Source organism: Thiomicrospira microaerophila (genome assembly GCF_023278225.1).
GTDB lineage: Bacteria > Pseudomonadota > Gammaproteobacteria > Thiomicrospirales > Thiomicrospiraceae > Thiomicrospira > Thiomicrospira microaerophila_A.
In genome coordinates this window covers 2,081,910-2,098,146 of the sequence record NZ_CP070959.1, presented here as the reverse complement: position 1 = coordinate 2,098,146, position 16,237 = coordinate 2,081,910, and the positions used below count along the sequence as shown (strand labels likewise).

12 protein-coding genes and 4 tRNA genes are annotated in these 16,237 nt (G+C 42.5%); 15 read left to right on the top strand and 1 reads right to left on the bottom strand.

What is annotated here, in order from left to right:
• Positions 1-71 precede the first annotated feature (71 nt).
• Together speD and speE are read left to right on the top strand one after the other, a co-directional pair.
• Positions 72-560, top strand: a complete 489-nt coding sequence (gene speD / locus JX580_RS10205) for an adenosylmethionine decarboxylase (protein WP_248850435.1) — start codon at positions 72-74, stop codon at positions 558-560.
• A complete protein-coding gene (speE, locus tag JX580_RS10200; protein WP_248850434.1) occupies positions 553-1,404 on the top strand; it encodes a polyamine aminopropyltransferase in 852 nt (283 codons plus the stop codon). The genes speD and speE overlap by 8 nt, the downstream gene beginning before the upstream one ends.
• Here the strand turns inward: speE and bioA are convergent.
• On the bottom strand, positions 1,384-2,685 hold the full coding sequence (gene bioA, locus JX580_RS10195) for an adenosylmethionine--8-amino-7-oxononanoate transaminase (RefSeq protein WP_248850433.1): 1,302 nt from the start codon (positions 2,683-2,685) through the stop codon (positions 1,384-1,386). The genes speE and bioA overlap by 21 nt on opposite strands.
• Positions 2,686-2,807: 122 nt before the next feature.
• Between bioA and JX580_RS10190 the strand changes: the two genes are divergently transcribed.
• The 13 genes from JX580_RS10190 (at position 2,808) to rpoC (ending at position 16,106) form a co-directional block, all read left to right on the top strand.
• A tRNA-Tyr gene (locus JX580_RS10190) sits at positions 2,808-2,892 on the top strand.
• A gap of 5 nt (positions 2,893-2,897) precedes the next feature.
• Positions 2,898-2,972 (top strand) — tRNA-Gly (locus JX580_RS10185).
• Between the two features lie 6 nt (positions 2,973-2,978).
• Positions 2,979-3,054 (top strand) — tRNA-Thr (locus JX580_RS10180).
• 51 nt (positions 3,055-3,105) lie between these two features.
• Positions 3,106-4,296: an elongation factor Tu gene (tuf, locus tag JX580_RS10175; protein WP_248850432.1), complete on the top strand. Its 1,191-nt coding sequence runs from the start codon at positions 3,106-3,108 to the stop codon at positions 4,294-4,296.
• A 53-nt stretch (positions 4,297-4,349) separates the two neighbouring features.
• Positions 4,350-4,426: transfer RNA gene (locus tag JX580_RS10170), tRNA-Trp, on the top strand.
• A 61-nt stretch (positions 4,427-4,487) separates the two neighbouring features.
• A complete protein-coding gene (secE, locus tag JX580_RS10165; protein ID WP_248850431.1) occupies positions 4,488-4,871 on the top strand; it encodes a preprotein translocase subunit SecE in 384 nt (127 codons plus the stop codon).
• Between the two features lies 1 nt (position 4,872).
• Positions 4,873-5,406 (top strand): transcription termination/antitermination protein NusG, encoded by a 534-nt coding sequence (gene nusG, locus JX580_RS10160; protein ID WP_248850430.1) that lies wholly within the window; start codon positions 4,873-4,875, stop codon positions 5,404-5,406.
• Positions 5,407-5,455: 49 nt separating this feature from the next.
• Entirely contained in the window at positions 5,456-5,884 is a 429-nt protein-coding gene (gene rplK / locus JX580_RS10155) for a 50S ribosomal protein L11 (RefSeq protein WP_248850429.1), read from the top strand.
• A gap of 4 nt (positions 5,885-5,888) precedes the next feature.
• Complete coding sequence (gene rplA, locus JX580_RS10150; protein ID WP_248850428.1) at positions 5,889-6,578, top strand: 50S ribosomal protein L1; 690 nt, start codon at positions 5,889-5,891, stop codon at positions 6,576-6,578.
• A 158-nt stretch (positions 6,579-6,736) separates the two neighbouring features.
• Entirely contained in the window at positions 6,737-7,237 is a 501-nt protein-coding gene (gene rplJ, locus JX580_RS10145; RefSeq protein ID WP_248850427.1) for a 50S ribosomal protein L10, read from the top strand.
• Positions 7,238-7,272: 35 nt separating this feature from the next.
• Positions 7,273-7,641 (top strand): 50S ribosomal protein L7/L12, encoded by a 369-nt coding sequence (gene rplL / locus JX580_RS10140; protein ID WP_248850426.1) that lies wholly within the window; start codon positions 7,273-7,275, stop codon positions 7,639-7,641.
• A gap of 174 nt (positions 7,642-7,815) precedes the next feature.
• Positions 7,816-11,874, top strand: coding sequence for a DNA-directed RNA polymerase subunit beta (gene rpoB, locus JX580_RS10135; protein ID WP_248850425.1), 4,059 nt, complete (start codon positions 7,816-7,818; stop codon positions 11,872-11,874).
• On the top strand, positions 11,874-16,106 hold the full coding sequence (gene rpoC / locus JX580_RS10130; RefSeq protein ID WP_248850424.1) for a DNA-directed RNA polymerase subunit beta': 4,233 nt from the start codon (positions 11,874-11,876) through the stop codon (positions 16,104-16,106). Before rpoB ends, rpoC begins: the two co-directional genes overlap by 1 nt.
• The last annotated feature ends 131 nt before the right edge of the window (positions 16,107-16,237 follow it).

Here is a 16,237-nt window from a genome sequence, read left to right as displayed (position 1 = left end):
TGCAATTCTAGGGAGAATAGCGATAATCGCGTCTTTTTTTAACTCTTAATAAACAGGAAGGTGGGCCACAAATGCCTGAAAATATTCTAAAAACCGGTAACGAACATTTTGAAATCATCGAAAAAACAACCGTGATTGAGTCAGGTTGGCCAACGCATGATCAGGCAGTGGAAGATCTAACGCAAGATCATTTTATTGTCCGTGACGGGAAGGAATATGCAGGTACACACCTGATTATCGATTTGTGGGGTGCTAAGCGTTTAGATGAACTCGATTTAATGGAAAATACCCTGCGCGAAGCGGTTGAAAAGGCCGGGGCAACCTTGTTGCATATTCACCTTCATCACTTTACGCCGAATGGCGGGATTTCCGGTGTGGCGGTATTGGCTGAATCGCATATCAGCGTACATTCTTGGCCGGAGCGCGATTTTGCTGCGTTTGATGTTTTCATGTGCGGTGATGCGCAGCCCGAGAAAGCGATTGAAGTATTGAAAGCGGCGTTTACTCCTTCCGGTGTAAATGTCGAAACCATTTTACGTGGGGAAGTCGCGGGTGAGTGAGTTACGTTATTTAGAAACCCTTCACCCAAGTTGGGGTCAGTCATTTGTGATGGATGAGGTCTTGTTTGAAAGCAAAACCGAACATCAACACCTGGTGATATTTCGTAATGCGCAATGGGGCACAGTGATGGCGCTCGATGGCGTGATTCAAACCACTGAGAGAGATGAATTTATTTATCATGAGATGCTGACCCATGTGCCTTTATTTTCACATCCTGAACCTAAGTCCGTATTGATTATTGGCGGCGGAGATGGCGGCATTCTGCGTGAAGTGTTGAAGCATCGCTCTGTAACCCATGTCACAATGGTTGAGATTGATGCGCAGGTGGTGGAAATGTGTAAAACCTATTTACCCCATCATTCTCAAGGTGCGTTTGAGGATCCACGCTTAAATTTGGTGATTGCGGACGGGGTTGAGTTTGTTAATCAAACCGACGTGCGTTTTGATGTGGTAATTTCTGATTCCACCGATCCGGTAGGGCCGGGTGAAGTTTTGTTTACTTCACGCTTTTATCAAGGCATTGCACAGTGTATTAACCCTGGTGGGGTGTTTGTTGCACAGAATGGGGTCAGTTTCTTGCAGCGGGATGAGGTGAAAAATACCGCACAACGTTTGGCGCCACTTTTCAAACAGCGCGGTTTTTATACCGCCGCCGTTCCGACCTATGTGGGGGGTATTATGACCTTTGCCTGGGCAAGTCAAAACGACACCTTAAGTGAATCGGAGCTTGGAAAGTTAACGCAACGTTTTAACGAAGCCAAGTTGAGTACGCGCTACTATACGCCAAAACTCCATCAAGCCTGTTTTGCCTTACCCGGCTATTTAGACAAACTGATTGACTAGCGTCTCGTCTGGGTTTGCGCTGCTTTGCAAGCCCAGTGTAACCGCTTCCACGATCACCTTTGCTAGGGTTTCTAATTGGTCCGGCTTGATGGAGTAGGCCGGCATAGTATAGATAATGCGGCCAAATGGACGCAGCCACACCCCTTTTTTTAATGCAATTTGTTGTATGTCTTGCCCAATGCCATCTTGTTCAAGTTCAATCACGCCAATAGCCCCTAAGACTCTTACGTCTTTAATGCCTTCAAGGTTTTTCAGTGTCGTGAAGTGATGTTTCAGGGTTTGTTCGATGTGTCTAACGCGTTGTTGCCAAGGCGAGTCGAGTAAAAGTCTCGTACTGGTATAGGCGATTTTGCAGGCCAAGGGATTGCCCATAAAGGTGGGGCCGTGCATGAGCAGGCCTGGTTGCGCCTGTGAAATAGTTTGACTAATATGTTCGGTGCATAGCATTGCCGCTAAGGTCATATAGCCACCAGTTAAACCCTTGCCAACACACATAATATCGGGGGAGATGTTGGCCCATTCACAGGCAAACAGTTTACCGGTTCGGCCAAATCCGGTTGCGATTTCATCAGCGATCAAAAGAACTTGGTAGCGATTACAGAGTTCACGGGCTTTTATCAAATATTCGGCTGGATAAAACAACATACCGCCTGCGCCTTGAACCAGGGGTTCTAAGATAAACGCCGCCAACTGATGCTGGTGTTTGATAAAAAGCGCTTCGAGTTCAATCAAGCAATTAGACATATTTTTAGCCAGGCCTGGTGAGGGCGCAAAGACATTTTGCATGATGTTGTCTTTGAATAAACTATGCATTCCTTCGTCTGGGTCACATACCGACATCGCACCAAAGCTATCTCCATGGTAGGCATGCTTAAGTGCCAAGAATTTTGATTTTTCAGGCTGATTCCGGCTTTTCCAATATTGCAGGCTAACTTTGAGTGCAACCTCAACTGAAATGGAGCCGGAGTCCGCAAAGAAAATTTTATCTAAGCCCTTAGGGCTGATTGAAATTAAAAGTTCAGCCAGTTCAATCGCAGGTTGATGGGTGAAGCCACCAAACATAATGTGTGACAGTTGGTCAATTTGGGATTTGGCTGCAGCATTAATAACAGGATGATTGTAACCATGTATAGCAGACCACCAAGAAGACATGGCATCAATCAGCTCACGCCCATCGCGAAGTTTTATTAAGCAGTGATTAGCAGATTCAACCTCTAGTTGAGTATGGAGAGAGGGAAGCGAGTTGTATGGGTGCCAAATATGAAGGCGATCAAAGTCCATTAGCATAAAGCTCCAGTAACATAGCAATAGCAAACAGGTTACGTTGAAATGATTTTTTTTTCAATAAATTAAAAAACCAAGTTGACAGCTAGAAATAAACAGGTAGAATACGCCCCACATTTGGAGGGTTTCCCGAGCGGCCAAAGGGGGCAGACTGTAAATCTGCTGGCTCAGCCTTCGGTGGTTCGAATCCACCACCCTCCACCAAATTCGCGGGTGTCGTATAGTGGTTATTACCTCGGCCTTCCAAGCCGATGACGTGAGTTCGATTCTCATCACCCGCTCCATGCAATGCTCTCATAGCTCAGTCGGTAGAGCGCTTCCATGGTAAGGAAGAGGTCACCAGTTCGATTCTGGTTGAGAGCTCCATTTATTAAGGCTGGTTAGCCAGTCATTGTATTATGTCAGAAGGGTTTCATCATGGCAAAAGCTAAGTTTGAACGTAACAAGCCCCATGTAAACGTAGGCACAATTGGTCACGTTGACCATGGAAAAACTACATTGACAGCGGCACTAACCATTGTCCAAGGTAAAAAGTTTGGTGGCGAAGTTAAAGCCTATGACCAAATCGACAACGCGCCAGAAGAAAAAGCGCGTGGAATTACCATCTCTACGGCGCACGTAGAGTATGAGTCGGATTCACGTCACTACGCACACGTAGATTGCCCAGGGCACGCTGACTATGTTAAAAACATGATCACCGGTGCGGCGCAGATGGACGGCGCTATCCTAGTATGTTCAGCGGCGGATGGCCCCATGCCACAAACGCGTGAGCACATCCTATTATCTCGTCAAGTAGGTGTACCTTACATCGTTGTATTCCTAAACAAAGCCGATATGGTTGATGACGAAGAATTGTTAGAGCTAGTAGAAATGGAAGTGCGTGAATTGCTTTCAGACTACGATTTCCCAGGTGATGACACTCCGGTAATCAAAGGCTCAGCGCTAAAAGCAATCGAAGGTGACCAGTCTGAAATTGGAGAGCCAGCGATTGGTCGTCTAATCGAAGCACTAGATACCTATATTCCAGAGCCACAGCGTGATACTGACAAGCCATTCCTAATGCCGGTTGAAGATGTATTCTCAATCCAAGGTCGTGGAACAGTAGTAACCGGTCGTATCGAAACAGGTATCGTGAAAGTAGGTGACACCATTGAGATCGTAGGTATTCGTGATACTGTCAGCACCACCGTAACCGGTGTTGAAATGTTCCGTAAGTTACTAGATCAAGGTGAGGCAGGCGATAACGTAGGTGTATTGCTACGTGGAACCAAACGTGAAGACGTTGAACGTGGACAAGTATTAAGCCATGTAGGTAAAATCAAGCCACATACCCAGTTTGAAGGTGAAGTATACGTATTGTCAAAAGAAGAAGGTGGTCGTCATACCCCATTCTTCAACGGCTACCGTCCACAGTTCTACTTCCGTACAACAGACGTAACCGGTGCATGCGAATTACCATCAGGTGTTGAAATGGTTATGCCAGGTGACAACATTCAAATGACTATCACCCTAATCAACCCAATCGCAATGGACGAAGGTTTGCGTTTTGCGATTCGTGAAGGTGGTCGTACTGTGGGTGCAGGTGTTGTTTCTAAGATTTTAAATTAAAAAATCTTGCAAATCTTTAAAGGGGCTGTTATAGTCCCTTTTTCGTAAAATTCAGGGGTATAGCTCCAATTGGTAGAGCCGCGGATTCCAAATCCGAAGGTTGGGAGTTCGAGTCTCTCTACCCCTGCCATATTCTTTAACGATCTGCATCTGTAGATGCGGGTCGTTTTTTTAATTGTATTGACAAACTTATGAATAAAAAAACAGAAGTGCAAGAGTCAAAAAGTCCATTAGATACCGCTAAGTTAATTGCAGCAGTGATTCTTCTTGTTGCTTCAATAGTTGCGTATTACCAATTCTCTCATCTGCATGCTGTTGTAAGGGTATTGGTTGTTTTGGTGGGTGTTGCCGCAGCGATCGGGATTGTGTACACGACAGAGTTGGGTGGTGGCTGGTACCGTTATTTAGTACATACTAAGAAAGAAGTTCGCCAAGTTGTATGGCCAACAAGAAAGGAAACTGCGCAAACAACATTGATTGTCGTTATAGCAGTTATTTTAGTTGGAATCTTTCTATGGTTAATCGATATGTTTTTCTTGTGGGCAGTGAAGTTGCTTACAGGGCAGGGAGGTTAGTGTGGCTAAAAGATGGTATGTAGTGCATGCTTATTCTGGGTATGAGAACAAGGTAAAGAACTTAATTCAAGAGTATGCAGAAAGAGCAGCCCTTGAAGATAGTTTTGGACAGATACTTGTGCCCTCGGAAGAGGTTGTGGAAATTCGCGATGGCAAAAAGCGCACAAGTGAACGCAAGTTTTTCCCCGGCTATGTTTTGATTGAAATGGATTTAGATGAATCGACTTGGCACTTGGTCAAAAGTGTTCCAAACGTACTTGGTTTTATTGGTGGTACAAGCGATAAACCAGCACCAATAAGTAAGAAAGAAGTTGAGCGCATTCTACAGCGTGTTGAAGAAAATGTTGATAAACCACGTCCCAAGGTTATTTATGAGCCTGGTGAAATGGTTCGTGTAACAGATGGCCCTTTTACCGACTTTGAAGCGGTTGTTGAGGGTGTTGATTACGATAAGAATAGGTTGCAAGTTTCAGTTTTGATATTTGGTCGCTCTACTCCAGTGGAGTTAGAGTTTTCTCAAGTTGTGAAAAGCTGATTTTTTTAATCGGGGAGCTGAAAAGCGTTAAAACCCAAAGGAGATAAAAATGGCGAAGAAAATCGCAGGTTATATCAAGCTGCAGATTCCTGCAGGTGCTGCAAACCCAAGTCCACCCGTTGGTCCTGCTTTAGGTCAACGTGGTGTTAATATCATGGAATTCTGTAAGGCTTTTAATGCCCAAACAGCAAATGTTGAGAAGGGGCTACCCCTTCCGGTTGTTATTACCGTTTACAGTGATAAGAGTTTTACCTTTATTACCAAAACGCCTCCAGCTGCAGTGTTACTTAAAAAGGCAGCGGGCATTAAGAGTGGTAGTGCTGTGCCAAACTTGAACAAGGTTGGCAAGGTTACTCGTGCTCAAATCGAAGAAATTGCTACTACAAAGATGCCTGATTTGAATGCTAACGATTTAGAGTCTGCGATCAAAACAATTGAAGGTTCAGCACGTAGCATGGGCTTAACGGTAGAGGGATAATAAAATGGCAAAGCTAACTAAAAAACAAAAAATGATTGCTGAGCGTGTTAATAAAGACTCTAGCTATGAATTAATTGCTGCTCTTGATTTACTTAAAGAGCTTGCAGTTGCAAAATTTGATGAGACGATCGAGGTTTCTGTAAAACTAGGTGTTGATCCACGTAAATCTGACCAAGTTGTCCGTGGTGCAACGGTCCTTCCAAATGGTTTGGGTAAAAATATTCGAGTGGCCGTGTTTACTGGTGAAGCAAATCAAGCGGCTGCAAAGGCTGCCGGTGCTGATTTTGTGGGTATGGAAGACCTTGCGGATGAAATCAAGAAAGGCATGATGGATTTTGATGTTGTAGTTGCCAGCCCTGATGCAATGCGTGTTGTTGGTATGTTGGGTCAAGTTCTAGGTCCACGTGGTTTAATGCCAAACCCGAAAACGGGTACTGTTACGCCTGATGTTGTTGGTGCTATTAATAACGCTAAAGCTGGTCAGGTTCGTTACCGTGTTGATAAGGGTGGAATTATCCATGCACCTATCGGTAAGTCATCATTTGATAGTGAGAAGTTAAAAGAAAACTTGGCTGCTTTGTTGGAAGACTTAAATAAGGCTAAGCCTTCAGCAGCTAAGGGTGTTTATATGAAGAAGTTGACTGTATCTAGCACTATGGGCCCTGGCTTAAAAGTAGATCAGTCGTCAATTTAATCTTAATATTTTTCTATATTAAGATTTGCGTTATGGGTCTCCTAACTAGTGAGTGCCCATCGCAGACCGTAGGTGAGCATGTTGAATAATGTTCTTAATTTCATCCGATGCCTACGTAGATGAGAGGCCTACCTTTGGTAGGTTTTAAGGAGGTTAGAATGGCACTTAGGCTAGAAGATAAGAAGCTTGTCGTTGAAGAAGTTTCAGCTTTAATGGCTAAAACTGTTGCAATGGTAGTCGCAGAGTATCGTGGTTTGACTGTTGAGCAAATGACTAATCTTCGTTCTAAAGCACGCGAAAATGATGTTGTAGTTCGTGTTGTTAAAAATACCCTGGCGCGTAAAGCGTTGGCAGGTACACCTTTTGAAGATTTAACTGACACGTTGGTGGGTCCAGTTGTACTGGCTTTCTCAACCAATGAATTGTCAGCAGCTGCTCGTGTAGCTAAAGATTTCAAAAAGCAGAACGATGCATTTGTCGTAAAAGCATTATCAATTGGTTCTGGCGCATTAGATGTCAATCAATTGGATGCAATCGCAGCTCTACCGACATACGATGAAGCTATTGGCAAGTTAATGTATGTGATGAAAGCACCAGTTGAGAAATTGGCTCGTACCATGGCCGCTCTTAAAGAGCAGAAAGAGTCAGAAGCAGCATAATTTTCAACCCACATAATTTTTAGGAGATTTAAAACATGGCTATTTCACAAAATGATATTTTAGATGCAGTTGCTAATATGACTGTAATGGAAGTTGTAGAGTTAATTTCTGCAATGGAAGAAAAGTTTGGTGTATCTGCTGCAGCTATGGCTGTTGCAGGTCCAGCTGCTGCTGCAGAAGCAGTTGAAGAGAAAACTGAATTTGACGTAATCTTGACTGCTGCTGGCGCTAACAAAGTTGGTGCAATCAAAGCCGTTCGTGGTATTACAGGCTTAGGCTTGAAAGAAGCGAAAGATGCGGTTGAAAACGTTCCAACTGTTCTTAAAGAAGGTGTTTCTAAAGAAGAAGCAGAATCTGTTAAGAAGCAAGTTGAAGAAGCTGGTGGTCAAGCTGAAATCAAATAATTATTTGGTTTTTGCTGCTTAAGCAGTATGAAATGGCTGGCATTTAGGTGCCGGCCTTTTCTTGTTTTTGGTAGTGTGTAAAAGTGTGATATTCATTTGGTTGATACTACAGTTTTATACATTTAAATAGAAATCTCTATTTATTCATTTATTTAGTTCTTGTCGAGGTATTCAATGACCTACTCTTTAACCGAAAAGAAGCGCGTTCGTAAAGATTTTGCTACAAATCCATCTATGTTAGATGTGCCCTACCTACTTTCTTTACAGAAAGGTTCTTACCATGATTTTATTCAAAGAGATAAAAAGCCTCTAGAAAGAGCTCCGGTTGGTTTACATGCGGCTTTTAGTTCTGTTTTTCCTATAAAAGGAGTTGCTGGAACTGCTGATCTTGACTATGTAAGTTATCATCTAGGGCAGCCAGAGTTTGATGTTAAGGAGTGTAAGCAGCGTGGTGTAACTTATGCAGCGCCTTTACGGGTTAAGATGCGTTTAGTGATCTATGATAAGGATGCACCAGTAGGCAATCGTCCTGTTAAAGACATAAAAGAGCAAGAAGTATATTTGGGCGATATGCCTTTAATGACAGACAACGGTACCTTCGTTATTAATGGTACTGAACGCGTTATTGTTACCCAACTTCATCGTTCACCGGGTGTTATTTTTGATAATGACAAGGGTAAATCTCATTCTTCAGGTAAAATTTTATTCAATGCTCGAATTATTCCGTATCGTGGTTCTTGGTTAGATTTTGAATTTGATCACAATGACTGCTTGTTTACAAGGATAGATCGTAGACGTAAATTGCCTGTATCGGTATTGTTACGTGCAATGGGCTATGATAACGAGCAAATTCTTGATGTATTTTTTGAAAACACCTCGGTTAAGTTTGCAAAAGGTCAGTTTAGTATTGCTTTTAATGCTGAGCAGTTCAAAGGACAGCCAGCTCCTTTTGTTTTGATGCATAAGGGTGAAGTTTTTGCTGAAGAGGGTTCTCGTGTAACAGCAAGAACAATCAAGCAAATTCAAGAAGCTGGTGTCAAGTATTTTAATATTCCTGATAACTATTTGCTTGGGAAAACACTCGCTAAAAATCTGATAGACCAGAGTTCAGGTGAATTGATTGCTCTTGCCAATACTATGTTGACACAGGAGTTAATAACCAAAATTCAAGGTCTTGATAAGATTGAGTTTAATGTTTTATATATTGATGAGTTGCTTCATGGTCCGTATATTTCCGATACGTTAAATTTAGATTCAACAACTACTCAGCTTGAAGCTCAAATCGAAATCTATCGTATGATGCGACCAGGCGAGCCACCTACAAAAGACTCCTCGGAAGCATTGTTTAATGGTTTGTTCTTTGAGGTTGAGCGTTATGACTTGTCATCGGTTGGTCGAATGAAGCTTAACAGGCGTCTCGGTCGGGATGATAACACGGGTAGTTTAGTTTTAGAAAAACAAGACGTTGTTGATGTTATTTCTGAGTTAATAAAGATTCGTAATGGCGAAAGTACTGTTGATGATATTGATACTTTAGGAAACCGAAGAATTCGTGCAGTAGGTGAAATGGCAGAAAATGCTTTCCGAGTAGGTTTGGTTCGGGTTGAGCGTGCTGTTAAAGAGCGCCTAAATAATGCTGAAAGTGAGGGCTTAATGCCCCAGGATCTTATCAATGCTAAGCCGGTATCAGCTGCAATCAAAGAGTTTTTTGGTTCAAGCCAATTGTCGCAGTTTATGGATCAGGTAAATCCGCTGTCTGAAGTAACGCACAAACGTCGCGTTTCAGCTTTAGGGCCAGGAGGGCTTACCAGGGAGCGTGCAGGCTTTGAAGTCCGTGACGTTCACCCTACTCATTATGGTCGTGTATGTCCTATTGAAACGCCTGAGGGTCCAAACATTGGTCTAATTAATTCATTAGCGGTTTATGCTAAAACGAATGAATATGGTTTTCTCGAAACACCTTATAGAAAGGTGGTTGATGGCCGTGTTACCGACGAAGTGATCTATGTCTCTGCGATTGATGAAGCACAGTTCGTCATTGCACAGGCAAGTGCTAAGCTAAATGACAAGGGTGAGTTTGTTGACGATTTGATTTCTGCAAGACATCAGAATGAATTTACCTTGTCATCTTCTAAAGATATAAATTTGATGGATGTTTCACCCAAGCAGATTGTTTCAGTTGCTGCGGCTTTGATTCCATTCCTTGAGCATGATGATGCTAACCGTGCTTTGATGGGTTCTAACATGCAACGTCAAGCTGTACCAACATTGCGTGCTGACAAGCCCTTGGTTGGAACAGGAATTGAGAAAACGGTAGCAATCGATTCGGGTGTAACCGTGGTTGCAGAGCGTGGTGGTGTTGTTGTGTCATCAGATGCTTCACGAATTGTAGTTCGTGTTAATGATGATGAGATCGTTGAGGGTGAGACAGGTGTTGATATTTATAACTTAATCAAGTATCAACGATCTAACCAAAATACATGTATTAATCAAAAGCCAATTGTAAACTCTGGTGATGTTGTATCTCGCGGTGATGTTTTAGCGGATGGCCCATCAACCGATCTAGGTGAGTTAGCTTTGGGTCAAAATATGCGCGTAGCGTTTATGCCTTGGAATGGGTATAACTTTGAGGATTCCATCTTGGTTTCTGAACGTGTAGTTCAAGAGGATCGTTATACAACGATACACATTGAAGAGTTTACTTGTTTGGCACGTGACACAAAACTAGGTCCAGAAGAAATTACAGCAGATATTCCCAACGTTGGCGAATCAGCATTATCTCGTTTGGATGAGAGCGGTATCGTTTATATTGGTGCTGAAGTTAAGCAGGGTGATATCCTGGTTGGTAAGGTTACGCCAAAAGGTGAAACACAGTTAACTCCAGAGGAAAAGCTTCTTCGCGCCATTTTCGGTGAAAAAGCCTCCGATGTGAAAGATTCATCATTGCGCGTTTCAAAGGGCATTGAAGGTACAGTCATTGATGTACAAGTCTTTACCCGTGAAGGTGTTAAAAAAGATGCTCGAGCTTTAGATATTCAAGAAGATGAGTTATCTAAAGTAAGAAAAGATATTGATGAGCAGTATCGTATTTTGGAAAAAGACGTTTATGATCGTGTGGCATCACTTTTAGATGGTCAAAAGCTGAAGGATGGTACGCAAATAGATGCGGGTTATTTATCAAAGGTTGATAAAAAGAAATGGTTGGGTCTAAATGTTGATAACGAAGAGCTGGTTCGTCAGTTCGAATTATTGGAAGACCAGCTAACATCAAAGCGTAAAGAGTTAAATGAACTTTTTGAAGAAAAACGTAAAAAGTTGACACAGGGTGACGACCTTGCACCAGGCGTTTCAAAGATGGTGAAGGTTTATGTTGCAATCAAGCGTCGAATTCAGCCTGGTGACAAGATGGCAGGGAGACATGGTAACAAAGGGGTTATTTCCAGAATTTGTCCGGTTGAAGATATGCCATTTGATGAAACAGGCCGCCCTGTAGATATTTGTCTCAATCCTTTAGGTGTTCCATCACGTATGAACGTTGGGCAGATATTGGAAACACATCTAGGTTTGGCCGCATGGGGATTGGGTCAGAAAATTGATGCTATGTTGAAGCGTGAGTCAGATTTGAGTGAAGTTCGTGGGTTTTTGCATAAGGTTTATAACGAAACTCAAGGGCAGTCGGTAGATTTGTCGACTTTTAATGATGACGAAATAATTGAATTAGCTAAAAATCTCCGCAAAGGTGTGCCTATGGCGACTCCTGTATTTGATGGTGCTAATGAGGCGGAAATTAAGTCATTGCTACGATTAGCCGATTTACCAGAATCTGGTCAAATGCGTTTGTTCGATGGTAGAACGGGAGATGAATTTGACCGAACTGTGACAGTTGGCTATATGTATATGCTCAAGCTTAATCATTTGGTTGACGATAAGATGCATGCACGCTCAACAGGTCCTTATAGTCTTGTTACTCAGCAGCCACTTGGTGGTAAAGCACAATTCGGTGGGCAACGTTTTGGAGAGATGGAAGTTTGGGCATTGGAAGCGTATGGAGCTGCATTTACGCTTCAAGAAATGTTAACCGTTAAGTCTGACGATCTAAATGGTCGTACACGGATGTACAAAAATATTGTAGATGGTAATGAATACATGGAGCCTGGTATGCCAGAGTCCTTTAGTGTGCTACGTAAAGAAATTCGTGCATTGGGTATTGATATTGAGTTGGAGCAAGATTAATGAAAGATTTACTCGGTTTTTTAAAAAAACAAAACGTTTCTAGTGAATTTGATGCTATAAAAGTATCGCTTGCTTCTCCGGAGAAGATCCGCTCATGGTCCTATGGTGAAGTTAAAAAGCCTGAAACCATTAATTATCGTACCTTCAAGCCTGAGCGTGATGGCTTGTTTTGTGCCAAAATTTTCGGACCGATTCGCGACTATGAATGTTTATGCGGAAAGTATAAACGCCTAAAGCATCGTGGAGTTATTTGTGAAAAATGTGGTGTTGAGGTAACCCAGTCTAAAGTACGTCGTGAGCGTATGGGGCATATTGATCTTGCAACTCCCGTTGCGCATATTTGGTTTTTGAAGTCTTTGCCGAGTCGTATTGGCTTAATGCTGGATATGACACTTAAAGAAATTGAAGCGGTACTGTATTTTGAAGCATTTATGGTGGTAGACCCTGGTCTAACACCACTTGAGCCTTGGCAGTTGTTAACTGAGGAAGAGTATCTTGATGCGCTTGATGAATATGGCGATGAATTTGAAGCTCAGATGGGTGCGGAAGCGATTAAACGTATGCTTCAGTCAATTAACCTGGTTGAAGAAGCAGTAAAGTTGCGTGAAGAGGTTGAAAGTACAACTTCTGAAACTAAGCAGAAGAAAGTTTCTAAGAGATTGAAGTTGATTGAGTCTTTCTTAAGTTCAGGTAATAAGCCTGAGTGGATGGTTCTTGAAGTTTTACCTGTACTGCCTCCTGAATTGCGCCCATTAGTTCCACTAGATGGTGGTCGTTTTGCTACTTCAGATTTAAATGATCTGTATCGTCGTGTTATTAACCGTAACAACCGATTGAAGCGACTGCTTGATTTAATGGCACCTGATATTATTGTTCGTAATGAAAAACGTATGCTGCAAGAATCGGTAGATTCGTTACTTGATAACGGTCGTCGTGGTCGAGCTGTTACGGGTACAAATAAACGCCAACTGAAATCACTTGCCGATATGATCAAGGGGAAACAAGGTCGTTTCCGTCAAAACCTGCTAGGTAAGCGTGTGGACTACTCAGGTCGTTCTGTTATTGTTGTTGGTCCAACACTTAAGTTGCATCAGTGTGGTTTGCCTAAAAAAATGGCTTTAGAGTTGTTTAAGCCTTTTATATTCAGTAAGTTACAAAAGCGTGGTTCTGCACCTACGATTAAAGCTGCGAAGAAGATGGTTGAGCAAAGTTTGCCGGAGGTTTGGGATGTTCTTGATGAAGTAATTCGTGAGCATCCTGTACTGCTTAACCGTGCACCTACCTTGCATAGGCTCGGTATCCAGGCGTTTGAGCCAGTTTTGATTGAAGGTAAAGCGATAAACCTGCATCCATTAGTTTGTTCTGCGTTTAATGCTGATTTTGACGGTGATCAAATGGCTGTCCACGTCCCTTTATCGCTTGAAGCGCAGCTTGAAGCGCGAACTTTAATGATGTCAACTAACAATTTGTTGTCACCTGCTAACGGTGAGCCCATTATTGTGCCATCACAAGACGTTGTTTTAGGTCTGTATTACATCACACGTGAAAAGATTAATGCAATTGGTGAAGGTAAGGCGTTTTCCAATTGGCAAGAGGTAGCTCGTGCTCAAGAGGCTAAGGTTGTTCACCTGCATACTAAAATTAAGTTAAAGATTGAAGAGACCATTATTGATGGTGATAAAGAGCATGTTGCTACTCGTATTGTTGATACAACAGTAGGAAGGGCATTACTCAGCCGTATTTTACCAAGAGGCTTGTCTTTTGATTTAATTAACCTAAACCTGACTAAAAAGAATATCAGTAAGGTTTTAAATACCTGCTACCGTGTTCTTGGTCCTAAAGAAACCGTTATTTTTGCTGACCAACTGATGTATGCGGGATTTAAGTGGTCCACAATGGCAGGATTGTCATTCTGTTCTGATGATATGTTGATTCCAGATGAAAAAGCAGGCATTCTAGAGCGGGCAGATGACCAGGTTAAAGAGATTCAAATGCAATACGCTCAAGGCTTAGTTACTGAGGGTGAACGCTACAATAAGGTTGTTGATATTTGGTCACATACCAATGAATTGGTTACAAAAGCCATGATGGAAGAGTTGCAGTTTGACCAGGTAGTAGATGCTCAGGGTAATCAGGTAAAAGAAACCTCGTTTAACTCGATCTATATGATGGCTGACTCCGGTGCGCGTGGGTCAGTTGCCCAGATGCGACAGTTAGGTGGTATGCGTGGTCTTATGGCTAAGCCGGATGGTTCAATTATTGAAACACCTATTACTGCTAACTTCCGTGAAGGTTTGAACGTTCTTCAATACTTTATTTCTACCCATGGTGCTCGAAAAGGTTTGGCTGATACGGCTTTGAAAACAGCAAACTCGGGTTACTTAACTCGTCGCTTGGTTGATGTGGCTCAAGACGTGGTTGTAACGGAGCACGATTGCGGTACTGATGCCGGTGTTGAAATGACTGCGCACGTAGAGGGTGGTGATGTTATTGAGTCTTTACGTGAACGTATTTTGGGTCGTGTCATTAGTGAAGATATTATTGATATTAACGGTAATGTTTTGGTTACCAAAGATACCTTGTTAGATGAGCAATTAGTTAGTCTGATTGATGAGCATGGTATAGACAGGGTTAAGGTTCGTTCAACAATTACATGCGAAACCAAGTTTGGTGTTTGTCAGAAGTGCTATGGCCGTGACCTAGCCCGTGGTCACCTTGTTAACATGGGTGAAGCAGTCGGCGTTATGGCAGCGCAATCAATCGGTGAGCCCGGAACACAGTTAACTATGCGTACATTCCATATTGGGGGTACCGCATCTAAAACTGCAGCACAAAGCCAGGTAGAAGTTAAGCACGAGGGTACGGTTAAATATCATAATCTTAAGACCGTAAAAAACTCAGAAAATAAAGTTATGGTTACTACACGCTCCGGTGAGGTAACTATATTAGATGCATCTGGCCGCGAAAAAGAACGATATAAAATACCTTATGGGGCATCACTTGAAGTGTTGGAAGGCGAGAAACTGGCCTCTGGTCATGTGATTGCTACCTGGGATCCTCATACTCACCCTGTTATTACTGAGGTGAGCGGTCAAGTTGAGTTTGGTAATTTTGATGGTACCGTGGAAGAGAAAATTGATGAATTAACAGGCCTGGTAACTCGTGTAGTTAAGAGTGCGAAAGAGCGTTCATCATCAGTTAAGGACGCGCGTCCTTACATTCGTTTGGTTGACAATGCGGGTGAAAGTATTTGTTTTACAGGTACACAAACTCCGGCTATTTATTATCTGCCTGAAAACTCAATTGTTTTAGTGCAGTCAATGGTAACGGTTGGGGCGGGTGACGTATTGGCTCGCATTCCGCAGGAATCTTCAAAAACAAAAGATATTACTGGTGGTCTTCCAAGGGTTGCTGATTTGTTTGAAGCTCGCCAACCTAAAGAACCTGCAATTATGGCTGAAGTAAGCGGTGTAATTTCATTTGGAAAAGAGACCAAGGGTAAGCAGCGTTTAATCATCACGCAGGACTCTGGTGAGCAGTATGAATCACTAATACCAAAATGGCGAAGTGTAAACGTTTTCGAAGGCGAGCGTGTAGAGCGTGGCGATATTATTGTTGAAGGTAATTCAAATGCACATGATATATTGCGTTTATTAGGTGTTGAGCGCTTGGCTGAATATATTGTAGACGAGGTGCAGGATGTTTATCGATTACAAGGTGTCCGCATTAACGATAAGCATATTGAAGCGATTATTCGTCAGATGCTTAGAAAGGTAGAGGTTAAGTCTGCGGGCGATACAGGATTAATCAAAGGTGAGCAAACTGAATATGCACGCGTTTTAGAGTTAAACGAAAAAATGCGTGCAGAAGGTAAGGTTGAAGCAAGCTATGATCGTGTATTGCTGGGTATTACCAAAGCATCGCTTGCCACCGAATCCTTTATCTCGGCTGCTTCTTTCCAAGAAACAACTCGTGTACTCACTGAAGCTGCAGTAAGTGGTAAGCGCGATACCCTTGTGGGCTTAAAAGAAAACGTGATTGTTGGTCGTCTGATCCCAGCTGGCACTGGTTTTGCATATCATCAGGCAAGAAAACGTGCTACAGATATTATTGATGATGAGCTAAAAGCATTCATTAAATCCGGTGCTGAAGACCATATTGATGATGAGATTTTGGAAGAAATGCCCGTCATCGATGATAGACTCTTTGAAACTGAAGAAAGTGAAGTGTAATTAGTTTTAAATTTGAATAGCTTGTGACTTGACAATCAGTGTCATAGTCACTAAAATCTTGAAACCTTATTTGTGGGCTTTAATGCTCACAAATATTTTATGGTAAATGAGTTTTGTCTCAAATTTGGAGA